13 protein-coding genes, 1 pseudogene and 1 CRISPR repeat array (1 of these 15 only partly in view) are annotated in these 17,046 nt (G+C 38.8%); of the genes and pseudogenes, 11 read left to right on the top strand and 3 right to left on the bottom strand.

The genetic code is table 11. The features are described from left to right. Positions 1-697: a CRISPR direct-repeat array (repeat unit 28 nt; unit sequence GTTTTTCCCGCACACGCGGGGGTGATCC); it begins 675 nt to the left of the window's first position. 461 nt (positions 698-1,158) lie between these two features. Together N8O80_RS07050 and N8O80_RS07055 are read right to left on the bottom strand one after the other, a co-directional pair. Continuing rightward, positions 1,159-2,124 carry a LacI family DNA-binding transcriptional regulator gene (locus N8O80_RS07050; RefSeq protein WP_125386208.1) on the bottom strand — a complete coding sequence of 322 codons (966 nt, stop codon included), beginning with the start codon at positions 2,122-2,124 and terminating at the stop codon, positions 1,159-1,161. Beyond that, positions 2,105-3,559, bottom strand: a complete 1,455-nt coding sequence (locus tag N8O80_RS07055; protein WP_261027462.1) for a sucrose-6-phosphate hydrolase — start codon at positions 3,557-3,559, stop codon at positions 2,105-2,107. Before N8O80_RS07055 ends, N8O80_RS07050 begins: the two co-directional genes overlap by 20 nt. 380 nt (positions 3,560-3,939) lie before the next feature. Here N8O80_RS07055 and N8O80_RS07060 point away from each other — a divergent pair, with 380 nt between their 5' ends. After that, positions 3,940-5,826: a sucrose-specific PTS transporter subunit IIBC gene (locus N8O80_RS07060; RefSeq protein ID WP_261027465.1), complete on the top strand. Its 1,887-nt coding sequence runs from the start codon at positions 3,940-3,942 to the stop codon at positions 5,824-5,826. 149 nt (positions 5,827-5,975) lie between these two features. Further along, entirely contained in the window at positions 5,976-6,863 is an 888-nt protein-coding gene (gene scrK / locus N8O80_RS07065; RefSeq protein WP_000164309.1) for a fructokinase ScrK, read from the top strand. A gap of 42 nt (positions 6,864-6,905) precedes the next feature. Here scrK and N8O80_RS07070 read toward each other — a convergent pair whose 3' ends face one another. Next, on the bottom strand, positions 6,906-7,523 hold the full coding sequence (locus N8O80_RS07070) for a TVP38/TMEM64 family protein (protein WP_000076168.1): 618 nt from the start codon (positions 7,521-7,523) through the stop codon (positions 6,906-6,908). A 495-nt stretch (positions 7,524-8,018) separates the two neighbouring features. Between N8O80_RS07070 and N8O80_RS07075 the strand changes: the two genes are divergently transcribed. The 9 genes and pseudogenes from N8O80_RS07075 to metE all read left to right on the top strand — a co-directional run bounded on the left by N8O80_RS07075 (position 8,019) and on the right by metE (position 16,955). Continuing rightward, the gene (locus N8O80_RS07075; RefSeq protein ID WP_261027467.1) at positions 8,019-8,780 is read left to right on the top strand and encodes a DUF6261 family protein; all 762 of its coding nucleotides are present in this window, start codon (positions 8,019-8,021) and stop codon (positions 8,778-8,780) included. Positions 8,781-9,335: 555 nt separating this feature from the next. Continuing rightward, positions 9,336-10,151, top strand: a complete 816-nt coding sequence (locus tag N8O80_RS07080) for a hypothetical protein (RefSeq protein ID WP_261027469.1) — start codon at positions 9,336-9,338, stop codon at positions 10,149-10,151. Between the two features lie 125 nt (positions 10,152-10,276). After that, a complete protein-coding gene (locus tag N8O80_RS07085; RefSeq protein WP_061864333.1) occupies positions 10,277-10,612 on the top strand; it encodes a nucleotide pyrophosphohydrolase in 336 nt (111 codons plus the stop codon). Next, positions 10,612-12,366, top strand: coding sequence for a DUF2075 domain-containing protein (locus N8O80_RS07090; protein ID WP_261027472.1), 1,755 nt, complete (start codon positions 10,612-10,614; stop codon positions 12,364-12,366). Before N8O80_RS07085 ends, N8O80_RS07090 begins: the two co-directional genes overlap by 1 nt. Before the next feature lie 4 nt (positions 12,367-12,370). Then, positions 12,371-12,814, top strand: a pseudogene (locus tag N8O80_RS07095) (N-6 DNA methylase); the annotation flags it as partial. Between the two features lie 35 nt (positions 12,815-12,849). Then, a complete protein-coding gene (locus N8O80_RS07100) occupies positions 12,850-13,629 on the top strand; it encodes a hypothetical protein (RefSeq protein WP_261027474.1) in 780 nt (259 codons plus the stop codon). 81 nt (positions 13,630-13,710) lie between these two features. Beyond that, positions 13,711-14,115, top strand: a complete 405-nt coding sequence (locus N8O80_RS07105) for a YbgA family protein (protein ID WP_261027476.1) — start codon at positions 13,711-13,713, stop codon at positions 14,113-14,115. After that, the gene (locus tag N8O80_RS07110; protein WP_261027478.1) at positions 14,099-14,461 is read left to right on the top strand and encodes a TIGR02328 family protein; all 363 of its coding nucleotides are present in this window, start codon (positions 14,099-14,101) and stop codon (positions 14,459-14,461) included. Before N8O80_RS07105 ends, N8O80_RS07110 begins: the two co-directional genes overlap by 17 nt. Positions 14,462-14,705: 244 nt before the next feature. Beyond that, positions 14,706-16,955 (top strand): 5-methyltetrahydropteroyltriglutamate--homocysteine S-methyltransferase, encoded by a 2,250-nt coding sequence (gene metE, locus N8O80_RS07115; RefSeq protein ID WP_261027479.1) that lies wholly within the window; start codon positions 14,706-14,708, stop codon positions 16,953-16,955. Positions 16,956-17,046: the final 91 nt, after the last annotated feature.

Here is a 17,046-nt window from a genome sequence, read left to right on the forward strand (position 1 = left end):
TTTTCCCGCACACGCGGGGGTGATCCCGTGTCCATTTTCTATCAGCTTTCTTTCTATAAGTTTTTCCCGCACACGCGGGGGTGATCCTAATAAAGGAGATTTTTTTATAATGAAAAAATAGTTTTTCCCGCACACGCGGGGGTGATCCCATGTTTCAACTCCCTTAGACAATTCTGATAAAGTTTTTCCCGCACACGCGGGGGTGATCCTAAACCTTTCGATCCAGAGACCTTTGACTATTAGTTTTTCCCGCACACGCGGGGGTGATCCCGAGCATAATCTCTTTGATTTCAACCCAGCCATGTTTTTCCCGCACACGCGGGGGTGATCCCGAAGATTGGTCGGCTATTGACATTGCTAATTCGTTTTTCCCGCACACGCGGGAGTGACCCTAGCTGATTAGTCAGAGCCATGCGAGCGACCTTGTTTTCCCCGCACACGCGGGGGTGATCCTGTGGTTGACTGTGTGCCTGTCTTAGTAGAACCGTTTTTCCCGCACACGCGGGTGTGATCCTGCAGTCAATGCTGTTGAGCAGGTAGTGGCTGAGTTTTTCCCGCACACGCGGGTGTGATCCCTTCATGAAGATGGATTGGTCATCACTGTTCACATTTTTCCCGCACACGCGGGTGTGATCCTATTGTCAATGGACAAGAGATGACGGCAAAAGTGTTTTTCCCGCACACGCGGGGGATTGACTACATAAAATGAGATATAAGAAAAATATCCCTATTGAAAACTGATAAATTAGAGATAGGAGTGTTTTATTATAGGAAAAAAGCATATTTTGTGCAAATGAAGATATCTTACATAACAAAGGAGAAGATAAGTAAATCGAATGAAGTCATCATGGAGACATTTGGTAACAATAAGATCAGTTGGGTAACAAACTTGTAGAAGAGTATAAGAAAATTTGTCTTGTATCGGTTGTCTTAGAGTGTTTCAGAACTAAATGCTCAACATCTTTTGATTGGAAAAACGAGACTAAAATCCTTCTGCCAAATCCCTAGCTCTTCTAGCAGGTGCTAGTGAGTCCGAAGTTGCTCCCCTCGTTGAGCGCCTCATCGCAGATAAAACCTTTAACTTAGAGACAGCCCAGCGCTATCTCGAAAACTTAAGATCATAAAAAACTCAGACGAATTCGTCTGAGTTTTTTGTACTTAAATACTTTTTCCTGGTAATAGTGTGACTGGTAAGAAGTAACCAGTTGTCGCGACCTCTTTGCCTTCAATCTTCTGCAAAAGGAGATCGACAGTGAGTTGGGCAATCTCTTTCATAGGTTGCTTAATCGTTGTCAGGTGAGGGTAGTAGTTTTCGATAAAGTAAGTCCCATCATAGCCGATGACCTTGAGCTCTTCTGGTACAGAAATTCCCAGTTCCTGAGCAATTTTAATGACTAGAATAGCGGTCAAATCATCCGAAGCAAAGATGGCATCTGGTTTTTGATGGGTCAAGATATTCTTGATTTCCATTTCTTTTCTGACGGGCGAAAAGTCACTGGAAACATTGATAATAGGAGCTTTTGGGAGTACAGATGCAAAACCAGCGTGGCGTAGTCCAGTTGGCGAGTTAGAATTGTCATTCCCTGTAATCATAATGATAGACTGGGCGCCTGTCTTAACCAAGGTCTGGGCAGCAAGAACCCCACCAGCGTAGTTGTCAGAGGAGACGACAGGAATGTCTGGCGATAGGTTTCGGTCAAAGGAAATAATTGGTGCCGTCACGCGATTGTAGTCTTCGATTCCCAAGTTGTGACTACCCGAAATGATGCCGTCCACCTGATTGGCTTCCAACATTTCGATGTATTCGCGTTCCTTCTCAGAATCGTGCTCGCTGTTGCAAATGATGGTCTTGTAACCATTTTTGAAAAGTTGGTGTTCCAGTTTATCAATCAATTCTGCATAGAAAACGTTGGAAATATTGGGGAAAATCAAACCGATTAACTTAGCTGATTTCCCTTGCAAGCTACGAGCTAGGTTGTTGGGTTTATAGCCCAATTCCCGCATAGCTTCATTAACCTTTTGAATGGTTTTTTCAGAGAGATAACCTTTTTTGTTAATAACCCGAGAAACGGTAGTAGGGCTGACGCCTGCAAGTTTGGCGACATCAGTTAGTTTTGCGACCATAATCTAATTCATAGTAAGTTCCAGTTGGGTTTCCAGATTTAATCAGGATACCATTTTGGTCCGCATGTGGGAAGACACGACCAGAAAATACTTTTTCTCCTTTATTGATGAAAATTTCAAAGACAGAGTTATCGATGAAGATTGTAGCAGTAGTAGCCTGATTCTCGATAGGGCAAGAACGTGTAGTTCCAAATTCTTGGGCATACTGTTCTCCAGCCTGGCTACGATCTACTGTCACTTGACCATTTACAAGGTCAAAGTTGATGGAAAGTCCCTTGCCTTCTTGATCAGCAAGTAGGACAATCTCGCTCTGGCTATTGGCTTCCAAGTTGAGTTCGAGTTCGTAAGTGTTCTTGGTTTGGGAACGGTTTGAGAAAGGTTCTTCAGAAACACGAAGGTCCTTGATAGCTGCGACTGGGTATTGGTAGAGTTTGCCGTCTTTGATAGTGAGTTCCTTGACCAAAGAGAAGGTTCCTTGGTGGTCAAAACGGTCAGATGGATATGAAACATCAGGCAAGCCAAGCCAGCTAACAGCTAGAGCACGTCCATCAGGAGCGTTGAAGGCTTGAGTTGCATAGGCTTCGAAACCATAGTCCATGTTTTGAAGTTGAGATACATCTACCATTTTAGCATTTTCAGGGTCAAAGGAAGTCCCAATCTTATACATATTTGGATAGATATTGTCGTAGTCTAGAACTTTCTTATCCAATCCTTGTGGGCAGTAGAGAAGGACAGGTTGCTCCCCTACAAAGACCAGATTTGGACATTCCATCATGTAGGCAGTACAGTCGTTAGCAAAGTCAAGGTTGCCAACGGCTTGCCAGTTTGTATAGTCGTTGTCTACAGCCTTGTAGAGACGGACGAAGCCTTTTTTCTCCAAGTCCTGTCCACCGACGATAGCATAGTATTGGCCCTTGAAGTTAAAAATTTGCGGATCACGGAAGTGGTCAGTAGAGTCTGCCGGCTGGTCGATCAAGATCTTATCAATCTTTGTAATCTTGCCATCCTTATCCATCAAAGCTCCAATCTGGTAAGGGTGACGGATCCAGTTTTCATCACGAACATTTCCTGTATAAAATAGGAACAAGTTATCGCCAAATTGCATGGCAGAACCAGAATAGGCACCGTGACTATCTAATGGAGTATCAGGCAAAACTTTGACTCCGGTTTCTGTGAAGTGAACCAAATCATCGCTTTCCAATTGAACCCAAGATTTCAAACCGTGGGCTGCACCAAAAGGAAAGTTCTGATAAAAGACAATCCACTTCCCATCAAAGTAAGAAAAGCCATTTGGGTCATTGAGAAGTCCTGTTTTTGACTCAACATGGTAATGAGTATGCCATGGAGATTGTGCCATATTTACTTTTATATGTTGAATTTCTTCTTGCGTCCAATCTTGATAAAGTCTGTAACGACGCTCAGTTGTCCATTCCATTCATTCATTCCTCCAAAAATCTTATCACTTTTAATAGTAACCGTTTTCGGTTAAAAAAGCAAGTCTTTTATGTTAAAAAAGAGAAAAAACTGTCAAACGTTTATCACAAAACAAAATCAGAAAATCAATCAACTTTTCAAGAAAATATGAAAGATAATGAAATAAAAGCCTTTTTAACCAAGGTTTCAAACTTATTTTTTCAAGGAATACCTGATAAAATAGTCAAAAACAATCAATCTAAAGCGTGTCCACTAAGTGGATAGAATATTTTTCTGCAAAACGCTTGACATATTTCTAAAACATGATAAAATAATAGTCGTAAGGGCGAATAAAATCGCTTTCAAACAAGAACAAAATTTTATATAAGGAGATTTTTGCAAATGAACAATCAGGAAATTGCAAAAAAAGTCATCGATGCCTTGGGCGGACGTGAAAATGTCAACAGTGTTGCCCACTGTGCGACTCGTCTTCGTGTCATGGTCAAAGATGAAGGAAAAATCAATAAAGAAGTGATTGAGAACTTGGAAAAAGTTCAAGGTGCTTTCTTTAACTCAGGTCAATACCAAATCATCTTTGGTACAGGTACAGTTAACAAAATGTACGATGAAGTTGTTGCACTTGGTTTGCCAACATCATCTAAAGATGACATGAAAGCAGAAGCAGCTAAACAAGGGAACTGGTTCCAACGTGCTATCCGTACTTTCGGTGACGTTTTCGTTCCAATCATCCCAGTTATCGTAGCGACAGGTCTCTTTATGGGTGTGCGTGGTCTCTTGACTGCTCTTGGAATGACACTTCCAGCTGATGTGACAACTTACACTCAAATCTTGACAGATACAGCCTTTATCATCTTGCCAGGTTTGGTTGTGTGGTCAACCTTCCGTGTATTCGGTGGAAATCCAGCCGTTGGTATCGTTCTTGGTATGATGCTTGTTTCTGGCTCACTTCCAAACGCTTGGGCAGTCGCTTCAGGTGGTGAAGTAACAGCTATGAACTTCTTTGGTTTCATCCCTGTTGTTGGTTTGCAAGGTTCCGTTCTTCCAGCCTTCATCATCGGGGTTGTCGGAGCTAAATTTGAAAAAGCTGTCCGCAAGGTTGTTCCAGATGTGATTGACCTCTTAGTAACGCCATTCGTGACACTTTTGGTTATGTCTATCCTTGGACTCTTTGTCATCGGACCAGTCTTCCACGTCGTTGAAAACTACATCCTTATCGCTACAAAAGCGATCCTCAGCTTGCCATTTGGTCTTGGTGGTTTCTTGATTGGTGGGGTTCACCAATTGATCGTCGTATCAGGTGTGCACCACATCTTCAACTTGCTTGAAGTGCAATTGCTTGCTGCTGACCATGCTAACCCATTCAACGCGATCATCACAGCTGCTATGACAGCTCAAGGTGCTGCGACTGTTGCGGTTGGTGTTAAAACTAAAAATCCAAAACTAAAAACACTTGCTTTCCCAGCTGCTCTTTCTGCCTTCCTAGGTATTACAGAGCCTGCTATTTTCGGGGTGAACTTGCGCTTCCGTAAACCATTCTTCCTTTCATTGATTGCTGGTGCAATCGGTGGTGGATTGGCTTCTATCCTTGGACTTGCAGGTACTGGTAATGGTATCACCATCATCCCTGGTACAATGCTTTACATCGGTAACGGACAACTTGCACAATACCTTCTTATGGTAGCTGTATCATTCGTTCTTGGTTTCGCTCTTACTTATATGTTTGGTTATGAGGATGAAAAAGAAGTTGCTACTGAAGTAGAGACAGAACGTTTGGTCCAAGAAGAAACAACTGGTAACATTCCAGCAGCTCTTCAAAATGAAACACTTGTAACTCCTATCGTTGGTGATGTTGTTGCTCTTGCTGATGTCAATGACCCAGTCTTCTCAAGTGGAGCTATGGGGCAAGGTATCGCTGTGAAACCAAGCCAAGGTGTGGTATATGCACCAGCTGATGCTGAAGTTTCAATTGCCTTTCCAACAGGACACGCTTTTGGTTTGAAAACAACTGATGGTGCTGAAGTTTTGATCCACGTTGGTATTGATACTGTATCTATGGATGGTGAAGGTTTTGAAGCAAAAGTTGCTCAAGGTGACAAGGTTAAAGCTGGCGATGTTCTTGGAACATTTGACTCAAACAAAATCGCTGCAGCTGGACTTGATGATACAACAATGGTTATCGTTACAAATACAGCTGACTACGCTTCAGTAGCTCCAGTCGCAACAGGTTCAGTTGCGAAGGGGGATGCTGTGATCGAAGTGAAAATCTAATCAATCCTCTCTAATGTGAAAACGAACAAATGACATGTTTGTTCGTTTTTGCTTGAATGGTAAGATTTACAGAGGAAAATCTAAAAAATAGAGAAATTTAGACTTTCGAAATATGCTATAATAAAGAAAATAAAAACAAGAGGTTTATCATGACAAAATTATATGGAAGCTTGGAAGCGGGCGGTACAAAATTTGTCTGTGCTGTCGGTGATGAAAACTTTAACGTTGTAGAAAAAACACAATTTCCAACAACAACTCCAATCGAAACAATCGATAAAACCATCGAGTTCTTCTCAAAATTCGATAACCTTGCTGGTCTTGCAGTTGGTTCATTTGGTCCGATTGATATTGATAAAAACTCAAAAACTTATGGCTTTATCACGACGACTCCAAAACCAAACTGGGCAAATGTGGACTTGCTTGGTGCCCTTCGTCGCGCCCTAAACGTGCCAATGTACTTCACTACAGACGTAAACAGCTCTGCTTATGGTGAAGTGGTTGCCCGTAACAATGCTGGTGGCCGTATCGAAAACTTGGTTTACTACACAATCGGTACAGGTATCGGTGCAGGTGTCATCCAACGTGGTGAGTTTATCGGTGGTGTGGGTCACCCTGAAATGGGTCATTATTATGTTGCTAGACACCCAATGGATATTGAAAAAGAGTTTAAGGGTGTTTGTCCTTTCCATAAGGGGTGTCTGGAAGGCTATGCAGCTGGTCCAAGTTTGGAAGCTCGTACAGGTGTTCGTGGGGAAAATATTGAACTCAACAACCCTGTTTGGGATGTTCAAGCCTACTATATCGCTCAAGCTGCGGTTAATGCGACAGTGACTTTCCGCCCAGACGTGATTGTCTTTGGTGGAGGGGTCATGGCTCAACAACACATGCTGGACCGTGTCCGTGAGAAATTTACAGCTCTTCTCAATGGTTACCTACCAGTACCTGATGTGCGTGACTATATCGTGACTCCAGCAGTCGCAGGAAATGGTTCTGCCACACTTGGGAACTTTGTCCTTGCAAAAGAAGTTTCAAAATAAAGCACAAAATCCGCTTGGGAAACCAAACGGATTTTTTATGTGTCAAAGCATTTGCCAGAAAAAGTCAATAATATAGGTCAGACCGTAGGTATAAACCACGAGGGTAAAGGGTTTGGTCAGAATGATGATGGTCATATAGCGCTTGAAGCTCATCTTGGTCAGGGCAGCTAGCATACAGAGAAAGTCAGCTGGACTAATGGGCCAAATCATCATAAAGATAAAGAAACGGTCAAAACGATTGCCTTTATCCAACCAACCGATATACTTGTCATAGGTGCGCTTGCTGACGACAGACTGGACAAAGGCAGCCCCATAGAGGCGCACCAGATAAAAGATAATAGCACAGCCAATCACGATGCCGATATAGTTGTAGATAGTCCCGATGATGTGCCCGTAGATAAAGACGCCAGCCACAGAGGTCAAGGCCCCAGGAATGATAGGGACGACCGTTTGTAAAATCTGTAAAAAGATAAAGAGAGGTGGCCCCCAGATACCTGCCTGCTGGATAAAGGCAGAGAGGGTTTCCTTAGACTGTAAAATCCCAGCCTGATAAGCCCAAATACAGAAAATCAAACTTCCAACCCCACCGACAATCGATGAGATGTTGATAACTTGCTGTAGAAGGGGAGAAACAGCTTTCATTTGTTTATCCTGTGACATGTAAACTCCTCATAGATAGTATAACTCTACTATACCATATTTTGGAGGAGAAAGGGGGAATGAGTCTTTTTGATGAGGAATGGATAGTGAATAGGCCTTCGAGACTTAGAATAGGTCTCATCCCTAAAGTTTACATGTAATCTGAGCTTAGAATAACAGTCATTCCATAAATTCACAAGTATTCTACGTTTCGAATAGCTTATATGCGAAAGTTTTGAGGTCTTCTAGCTTTCGAATAGTCGTCTTTACTAAAATTTATATGTATTCTAAAGTTAGAAAAGTCAAAATCTAAAAATAGTAAGGGTATCTATCTGATGGACGGAGTGTATCTCCAGTCTGATAGGGATTTTTGATTTTGGAAATATCTGATTTGTCCTGAAAAGTACGTTTTAGATGGAAATAATGACAGTTGAGCGGATGGGGGTAAAATTTTTTAAAGTAACTGTTAGAATTAATTTAAAAGATTACATAATGGAACATAGAAAGGATATCATCATGACAAAAACATACGCTATTCGCCCACTTAGTTACAGCAACTTTACCAACCGTGAGTTTGAAAGCCTAATGATGGATACTCATCAGAGTCTAGCTACTTTTTCTAAGGAAAACAAGGATGAGGGCATGTATTCCAAACATTTGGAACCCTTCAAGACCAAGCTAGATGATTTTCAAGCTCAACTTGCGGCTGTGGAGACGAAAGAGTCTAGTAATCTGACAGAAGTCGATCGCAATCATGATAGTGCCCTGGTCGGTCTCTTTACCCTTCATAGAGGATTTGCTAAGATTAAGGATGTCAAGCTCAAAGAACCTCATGAGACTCTGAAACCAGTCTTTGCTAAGTATAAGGACATCACTAAGCACAGCAATGATGTGGAAACGGCAGAGATTAAGAGCCTGCTCAAAACGCTTAGTGAGACACCCTATCATGAGGCAGTTACCAGCCTAGGACTAACTCCTATGCTGACGGCAGTAATGGACGCTCAAGAGGAATATAACCAAGTGGAGAGTAAGGCGCGTGCTTCTAAGTCTGCCAAGGAAGTTGGCAAGACCAGACAACTCCGTACCGAACTTTCAACCAGCTACGACCTCTTTATGCGATATACCGCAGCCAGTGCAGAAGCCTACCCTGAAAAGGAACACCTGATCCAACTCCTCAAGGAACTCAATAGAATCCGAGATAGCAAGCGCCGTCTCATCACTAGTAGCAAGAAAGATAAAAAGATCAAACCAGCAGAACCAGCCCAAGTAGCAGGATAAAGACAACCCCTTAGAAGCGGATTTCTAAGGGGGATTTTTGTGGATTCGTGGATAATTTATATATTAACAAAATTGTAGAGAAATAAATAATAGTTAATAAATAAGTTGTTTAAATTCTGGATAGAATCAATAGTTTATTTAATACCTAAATGTTGAAAGTTAATAAGAAAAAGATTAGTTTTTATAGTCTTTTTAAAAATATTGCACTATATATTGTGTTTTATTCTATTTTTCGAAAAAATCAACACTATATATAGAAAACAATATTGCTTTTTTGTTTTTGTTTGGTATAATATGAATTGTAGAAAAAAGACGTCAGTGGGCGCTGACGACTAGTTAGAGATGGTGAATTTCAAAATGCGATATGAGCACTATTTCAAAAATTCTCTTTTATTCTAACACTAAATAAAAGAAATGTAAATCTCATTTTGATAATTTTCTTTTTTCTACAAAATATAGAAAAAAGAGGTACATATTATAAGAATATCAAACTTATTAAATAGAGAATCAATCCAAGTAGGATTAGATTTTGTTGATATAGATACATCAAAGGATGTGAGATTGTTTGTAGATCCATTGCTTTTACCAGATCGGTTTAGGGATATTGCTAATGATTTTGTAAAAACAGTTTATAAAGTTTACGATAATGGTAATAAATCAGATGCATTACAACTATTTTCACACTCTAAAGAATGTAATGCTATCCACTTTGGATATTCTGAGAGTAACTCCAAAGGGACAGGTGTTTCAATGAAGATGCTTGATCAATTTTTTGGGTATGTCTATCAGTCGGTAGATAAAATCAAAGAAAAATTACTCACACCTATAGCGATGCCGATTTTTGTAAAGAGTTTTTCAGAAGATAGGATGTCTGATTTGTTAGTAAGTTTATTAAAAAAAGAATTGATTTTATATTCTTTAGAACAAGCTCGATTACACGGTTTAAAAATCAGTAATGAAGTACAACGTTTTGATTATTGGGATTCCGAGAGTCATGAGTGGGCTACCTTTGAAAGCCAGTATGTCCTTGCTCCTAATGAAAATGGTGTAGAGGAACTTCTTATCTTAGTTCCGAAGTCTGTTGTAAGTAAAAGATTTCTAGTAAATCCTTCTAGATATATTTCAGTAATTTTTCAACACTTGCAGTTGATGGAAAAGTACCAAAGGACTAATGGTACACCAAAATCTCAAAAAGAATTACGAGAATCAGAGATAGTAGCAAATTATCAAAAGGATAAAGATAAAAGCTACATCTTAGATATGACATTATTATCACCTGAATACTATGAAGCTTATTATGATAATGCAATTAGGTTTAGTGATAATAAATCACTTAATGATGAGGAATTAATAGAAATTCTAACTAAATAAGTGATTGAAATTGAATAGTGCTCACAGAGAAGGAGTAAATCCTTCTTTTTTTATTATTTTTATAACATTTATAAAACTGATTCATGTTATACTATATATTAGTAGATTTACATTGGAGAATTAAAATGAAATCAACAATTGATAAAATTAATAAATTTCGAGATGATCGTGATTGGAGAAAATTTCATAATGAAAAAGATTTAGCTATTTCAATTTCAATCGAAGCGAGTGAACTTTTGGAATTATTTCAATGGAAGGAGTCCAAAGAGGTCACCAACAAATCATTGGGAAGAATAAAAGAGGAACTAGCTGATGTTCTAATTTATAGCTTTATGTTGGCAGATAATTTGCAGTTAGATGTAGAAAAGATTATTGAAGATAAATTAGTTGATAATAATCGGAAATATCCTGTAAAGCTAAGTAAAGGGAATAATAAAAAATATACTGAGTTGGAGAAATAATGGTTAAAATAAAAAGTCCAATTGTAAGAGAGATAGAGTATTCAAGCAGTTCACTGGTAAATCTTAAAAGTCAACTTAAATCTAGTGAAAATAAAAATAATATAAAATTTTTATTTGATTATCCAGTTGTTTATATTGTTAACGATGAGAAGAATAACCAATTTAGTGTATATGTAGGAGAAACAGCTAATATAATTCGGCGAACTAGTCAACACTTAACAGATGATATAAAGAAAGAAAACAGAGATGATTGGAGAGATTTTGCAACATCTTCGACAACGAAGATGTTTATAATTGGTCACAATCATTTTAATAAGTCTTTAACTCTGGACATAGAAAATCGTTTAATGCTTTATCTTTCAAGTGTTGGTAATGTTATAAGAGTACAAAATAGAAAAGAAAATCCTCAAAATGAATATTATACATCCAACGAATTAGATTCAATTTTTTCAAAAATTTGGCGTTCACTGAGAAAAAGGAATCAGTCTTTATTTCCGATTGAGAGTATTGTTCGAAATTCAGCAATTTTTAAAGCATCTCCCTTTCATAAATTAACTGAAGAACAAATCGAAGCTAAAAATACTATTATTAATAAAATAATTGCTTCTATTAGTAAAGGTCAAGAAGGGACTCTTATCCTAGTTAAAGGAGAAGCTGGAGCAGGGAAAACAGTTTTAATGAGTTCGTTGGTAGATGATTTATTAAATTCTGAAGATATTTCATTTATTAAAGATAATAATTACATTAATCTTGTTGTAAATCATAATAATCAATTAAGTGTATATAAAGAAATTGAAAGAAAACTAAATTGGAATAGTGGCTCTACTTTGGAAGTAGCGATGAAACCTACTCAATTTTTAAATGCTTTGAGAAAAGAAAAGATTAAAGCAGGAGTGGTTATAGTTGACGAAGGTCATTTACTGCTTACCGCGAAAAATCAAGCATATCTTGGAGGAAATCATTTAAATGATTTATTAGCACAGTCGAAAGTAGTTGTTTTGGTTTATGATGATAAACAGATTATGAATAAATCTCAAATATGGACTGATAATACATTTTTTGAATTGGAGCATGAGGCTAATCTGGAAGGAAATTTAATTGAATTACGTAATCAAATGAGAATAAAAGCAAATCCTGAAACTGTCAATTGGATTAGGAGTATTATTGATGATTGTGAAATCAAAAAATTAACAAAAGATAAGCAATATGATATTAGAATTTTTGATTCTCCTTTGGAACTACAAAAAGCTATTAAGTTAAAGAATAAAGATCAAAAACTAGGTATTTCTAGATTAGTTGCAACATATGATTGGCCTTATGTTGAAGAGAAGAAGAAGGTGGAGGAGATAGAAGATTCAAAATGGTTTGTAGAAATTGATGATTGGAAAGCACCTTGGAATCAACAATTAAAGCCAACGAAGGAAGAAGCTAAATTATCCTGGATAGAACAATCTCAGACAATTAATGAAATAGGATCTACGTTCACAGTTCAGGGTTTTGACTTGAATTATGTAGGTGTTATTATCGGACCTTCTGTGAAGTATAGAAACGGCAAAGTTATTTATGATATTTCTGAAAGTAAAAATAAGGGAGCTGTTCAAAATCGTAAACTTGCAAATGGTGAAAAAGTAAATTATGGTGAAAGACTGTTGAGAAATGAACTGAATGTTTTGTTAACACGTGGTGTAAATGGTTTATATATTTATGCAGTTGATGAAAAATTAAGGGAGGCTCTGAATAAAGCAATAAAATAAAATTCTCTTAGCCAATATCTTCTTTAATACCAGCATTCCAACCACGGTCATCATTCTCAAAAAGAACCGCACCAATCGTGATGTCTACTTTATCGATGCTTCTAAGGAGTTTGATAAGGGGAAAAACCAGAATATCATGACGGATGCTCATATCGAGAAGATTTTGGAAGCCTACAAGTCTCGTGAGGAGATTGATAAGTTTGGCCATCTGGCAAGTTATGAAGAAATCGTCGAAAATGACTACAATCTCAATATCCCTCGCTATGTAGATACCTTTGAGGAAGAAGAAGTCGAACCACTGACAGATATCGTCAGCAAGATTAACACGACAAATGAAGCAATCCAAAACCAAACAGCTTCCCTACTCGAAATGCTCGGTCAACTACACGGTACCACACTAGAAGCCGATGCTGAACTCAAAAAGTTTTTGAAAGAGTTTGAAGGGTGATGGAGAAATAAGGATATAGCAAAGGAAGTGTGCTTATGAAGTCAAATGAAAATAAAGAAAATCAAACAAGTGTAGGAATAACATTGACCTCGCATCATGATTTTACTAGTGATGTGGATGAAGTAGCTTGGAATTTTTATCTCAAATACTATGGAGAAAACCTGTGTCAAAAAAATCAAAGTAATTTTTTATTTTCTCATAAAGGGATAGAAATTTATGCTAACGGAGATGTGTCTTTTAATATAGATTCTACAGTCTTTAATAAAGGTACTAAACTTTATGAGTCAATTTTAAAGGAGACCAATGTTTCGGAAGGGTTAAAGAATTCTCTTGGTGTTATGCGTTATTCGCCTATGAACATCAGTATCATGCCTAAAACTGGTGGTTTAAATATCATAAAAAAATCTTTAGGGAACGATAGATTTGATACTTTTGCTTATTTTATTAATCAATATTATGAAGGCTTTAAAACTCCCATCATTAATGCTGGTTCTTTAACGATGGGAATTGGGAATAGATTGATTTTAGAAAAATTTTTAGATAGCTATAATAGTGCTATTGAATTCTTTGAAGATATTTATGGGCTTGAAAAGCATTTTGTTAATAAATTAATAAAATCAGGTAAACGTACAATTACAAAAAAAGAAGACTATTGCTACTATTTGAAATTGGCTCATGATTATTGGAGTTCTAGACTAAGTCAAAAGAAAATTCAAGATTATCTAGATAAACGGACAATTGAAAATTATCAAAATCATTTGAATACCATTTTAAACGAGATTGAAATACTAGAAAATAGTATTAATAAGCAATAAAGCATACTTTAAGAGTCTACTTCATAGAACTGTTACTTTGTTTCCATATTTCCTGGAAACTGATAGAAAACAAGGAGAAACATGGAACAAACTAACCAAAAATCCCAGTGCCAACAACTCTGGGCGAGAAACAAATACCTCGTGTTGAGCCATTCCAGCAATATTTACAATGAGATCCGCCAATACTTGAAGAATGAAGAGGTGGAGGTGAGTCAGGTTCAGGAGATGATTGATCGTGCCTGCCGGATTCCAGAACACAGGGGTCAGGTTTGCAATGCCTTTCAGCATATTTGGGGCTATTTCAAAAAGAAAGCGACAGATGCCGAGCGCAAGGACTATATGATCTTACTGGATCGCTACCGCTTTGGTCAGGCTTCTAAGGAAGACTTGATCACTAAGACTCGAGATTTGCTTGATTGCTATCCAAATACCTACTTGCAACATTCGACTTTACTGAAAGGAGATTGTCATGAGACTTTGGCATGAGGCTTTGATTTCACAACTTCCACGTCCTCAACTCTTGGGGCAGCATCGAGAATGCTGCGCTCTTCGTGGCAATGGCTGGGGCAGAAAGCATGCAACGGTGTACTATGTCTTTACCCACTCGCCCTATCGCCTCTATGCCTATCATGACTTGATCATGAAGGAGATGGCTAACCGAGGCTATAAGGTCAGTCCAGAGTGGCTGGACAAGAACTACCGAGGTAAGACCTGCCCTCCTTATCAAGACTTAGTAGAGGAAAAGCTGAAAAGTCCTATCTATAGTGAGCATGATGCTACCTACTATGAGGAGTGTCTGGCAAATCTTCGAGAGAAGGGGATTGACTTATAGTCTTTTCTAATAACAAGCCATAGTCACTTATAAGAATTACTAATAACGCGTTTGAGCATTCTAACCGGAATACGCCTATAAAACAAGCTACACAAAGGATTTGAGGCAGTTATCTCAGATCTTTTTCTTTTGTATAAAATGGAGATATAGTTTTAAACTATATCAAAGCCTAATTTTTTACAATTATACAGATGATTTCTTTTCTGTTAAGATAGTTTCAACAACAAATTTTGGAGGACACATCATGTCAACTACAATCATCGGTTTCCCTCGTTTGGGCGAATTCCGCGAATTAAAATTTACAACTGAAAAATACTTTAGAAAAGAAATCTCAGAAGAAGAACTCTTGGCAGCAGCAAAAGACTTGCGTGCTAAACACTGGAACATTGTCAAAGAAAAAGGCATCACTGAAATTCCATCAAATGACTTTTCTCACTATGACAACTTCCTAGACGCAGCTTTCCTTTTCAACGTGGTACCTGCTTCAGTTCAAAACTTGGACTTGTCTGACCTTGAGCGCTACTTCGCTTTGGGTCGTGGTTACCAAGGAGAAAAAGGGGATGTTCGCGCCCTTCCAATGAAGAAATGGTTTAACACCAACTACCACTACATCGTTCCTAAGTTTGAAAAAGACACTCAAGTTAAACTTGCAGGTCACAAGATTTTTGATGAGTTCCAAGAAGCAAAAGAACTTGGATTGAACACTCGTCCTGTTCTTGTAGGTCCATTCACTTTCCTTCAATTGTCAGACTTTGAAGAAGGCGTGAAAGCAGAAGACTTCGTAGACAGCTTAGCAGCTGCTTACCAAGAAGTTTTTGCTAAATTGGCAGAACTTGGTGCGACTCGCATTCAACTAGACGAAGCTGCTCTTGTTAAAGACTTGACAGCTGAAGAAAAAGCTCTTTTCTTGAACCTTTACAACAAACTTTTGGCTGATAAAAAAGGTCTTGAAGTATTGCTTCAAACTTACTTCGGAGACGTTCGTGACGTTTACGCTGACCTTGTGAACTTGCCAGTAGATGCTATCGGTCTTGACTTCGTTGAAGGTAAGAAAACTCTTGAATTGGTTAAAGGTGGCTTCCCAGCTGACAAGACTCTTTATGCAGGTATTGTCAATGGTAAAAATATCTGGCGTAACAACTACGAAAAGAGCTTGGCTATTCTTGAGCAAATTCCAGCTGAAAACATTGTCTTGACAAGCTCATGCTCACTTCTTCATGTGCCATTTACAACTGCTAATGAAGAATTTGAACCAGCAATCTTGAACCACTTTGCCTTTGCAGTTGAAAAATTGGATGAGATTCGTGATTTGGATGCTATCCGCAATGGCCAAGATGAAGCAGCTCTTGCAGCTAACAAAGAACTCTTTGCGACTGAACGTGTGGGTGAAAATGCTGAACTTCGTGCGCGTATCGCTGGCTTGACAGACGCAGACTACACTCGTTTGCCAGCCTTTGCAGAACGTGAAGCTATCCAAGAAGAAGCTTTCAAACTTCCAGCTCTTCCAACAACAACTATCGGTTCATTCCCTCAAACAAAAGAAGTTCGTGCGAAACGTTTGGCTTACCGTAAAGGTGAATTGTCTCAAGAAGAGTACGATGCTTTCCTTGCTGAAACGATCGATGAATGGATCAAATGGCAAGAAGATATCGACTTTGATGTCCTTGTTCACGGTGAATTTGAGCGTAACGACATGGTTGAGTACTTCGGTCAAAACTTGTCAGGTTACCTCTTCTCTAAAAATGGTTGGGTACAATCATACGGTATGCGTGGGGTGAAACCACCAATCATCTGGGGTGATGTAACTCGTCTTAACCCTATCACTGTTAAATGGTCTAGCTATGCACAAAGCCGTACAAACAAACCTGTTAAAGGTATGTTGACTGGACCTGTTACCATCCTCAACTGGTCATTCCCACGTGAAGACATCTCTATCAAGGATTCAACTCTTCAAATCGCCCTTGCTATCAAGGATGAAGTGCTTGACCTTGAAGCTGCTGGTGTGAAAATTATCCAAATCGATGAGGCTGCTCTTCGTGAAAAATTACCACTCCGTCGTAGCGACTGGTACGAAGACTACCTTGACTGGGCTATTCCTGCCTTCCGTTTGGTACACTCAACAGTAGCGCCAGACACACAAATCCACACTCACATGTGTTATTCAGAATTTACAGATATCATCCCAGCTATCGACAACATGGATGCAGACGTTATTTCCTTTGAAGCAAGCCGTTCAAACCTTGAAATCTTGGACGAACTCAAAGCGAAAAACTTCCAAACAGAAGTGGGACCTGGGGTTTACGATATCCACTCACCTCGTGTGCCAAATGAAGGCGAAATCGACAATACAATCGAAGCCATCCTTGCTAAAGTGCCAAGCAAGAAAGTTTGGATCAACCCTGACTGTGGTTTGAAAACACGTGGTATTCCAGAAACAAAAGAAAGCTTGATCCGCCTTGTTGAAGCAGCTAAAGCTGCGCGTGAGAAATTGTAAGATAAAGATTTCTCAAGAAGCGCTGTTTGGTCAATCTGCCTGTTTCACTTGGATTCTAGGAATCCAGCTAACGAAAAAATCAACTAGAAAA

This window comes from Streptococcus mitis (assembly GCF_946190155.1).
Classification (GTDB): Bacteria; Bacillota; Bacilli; order Lactobacillales; family Streptococcaceae; genus Streptococcus; species Streptococcus mitis_CL.

Bases quoted from the DNA above. Each gene is read 5' to 3' on its own strand.
- N8O80_RS07050 (WP_125386208.1), bottom strand. From the start codon at position 2,124: ATGGTCGCAAAACTAACTGATGTCGCCAAACTTGCAGGCGTCAGCCCT.
- N8O80_RS07055 (WP_261027462.1), bottom strand. From the start codon at position 3,559: ATGGAATGGACAACTGAGCGTCGTTACAGACTTTATCAAGATTGGACG.
- N8O80_RS07060 (WP_261027465.1), top strand. From the start codon at position 3,940: ATGAACAATCAGGAAATTGCAAAAAAAGTCATCGATGCCTTGGGCGGA.
- scrK (WP_000164309.1), top strand. From the start codon at position 5,976: ATGACAAAATTATATGGAAGCTTGGAAGCGGGCGGTACAAAATTTGTC.
- N8O80_RS07070 (WP_000076168.1), bottom strand. From the start codon at position 7,523: ATGTCACAGGATAAACAAATGAAAGCTGTTTCTCCCCTTCTACAGCAA.
- N8O80_RS07075 (WP_261027467.1), top strand. From the start codon at position 8,019: ATGACAAAAACATACGCTATTCGCCCACTTAGTTACAGCAACTTTACC.
- N8O80_RS07085 (WP_061864333.1), top strand. From the start codon at position 10,277: ATGAAATCAACAATTGATAAAATTAATAAATTTCGAGATGATCGTGAT.
- N8O80_RS07090 (WP_261027472.1), top strand. From the start codon at position 10,612: ATGGTTAAAATAAAAAGTCCAATTGTAAGAGAGATAGAGTATTCAAGC.
- N8O80_RS07100 (WP_261027474.1), top strand. From the start codon at position 12,850: ATGAAGTCAAATGAAAATAAAGAAAATCAAACAAGTGTAGGAATAACA.
- N8O80_RS07105 (WP_261027476.1), top strand. From the start codon at position 13,711: ATGGAACAAACTAACCAAAAATCCCAGTGCCAACAACTCTGGGCGAGA.
- N8O80_RS07110 (WP_261027478.1), top strand. From the start codon at position 14,099: ATGAGACTTTGGCATGAGGCTTTGATTTCACAACTTCCACGTCCTCAA.
- metE (WP_261027479.1), top strand. From the start codon at position 14,706: ATGTCAACTACAATCATCGGTTTCCCTCGTTTGGGCGAATTCCGCGAA.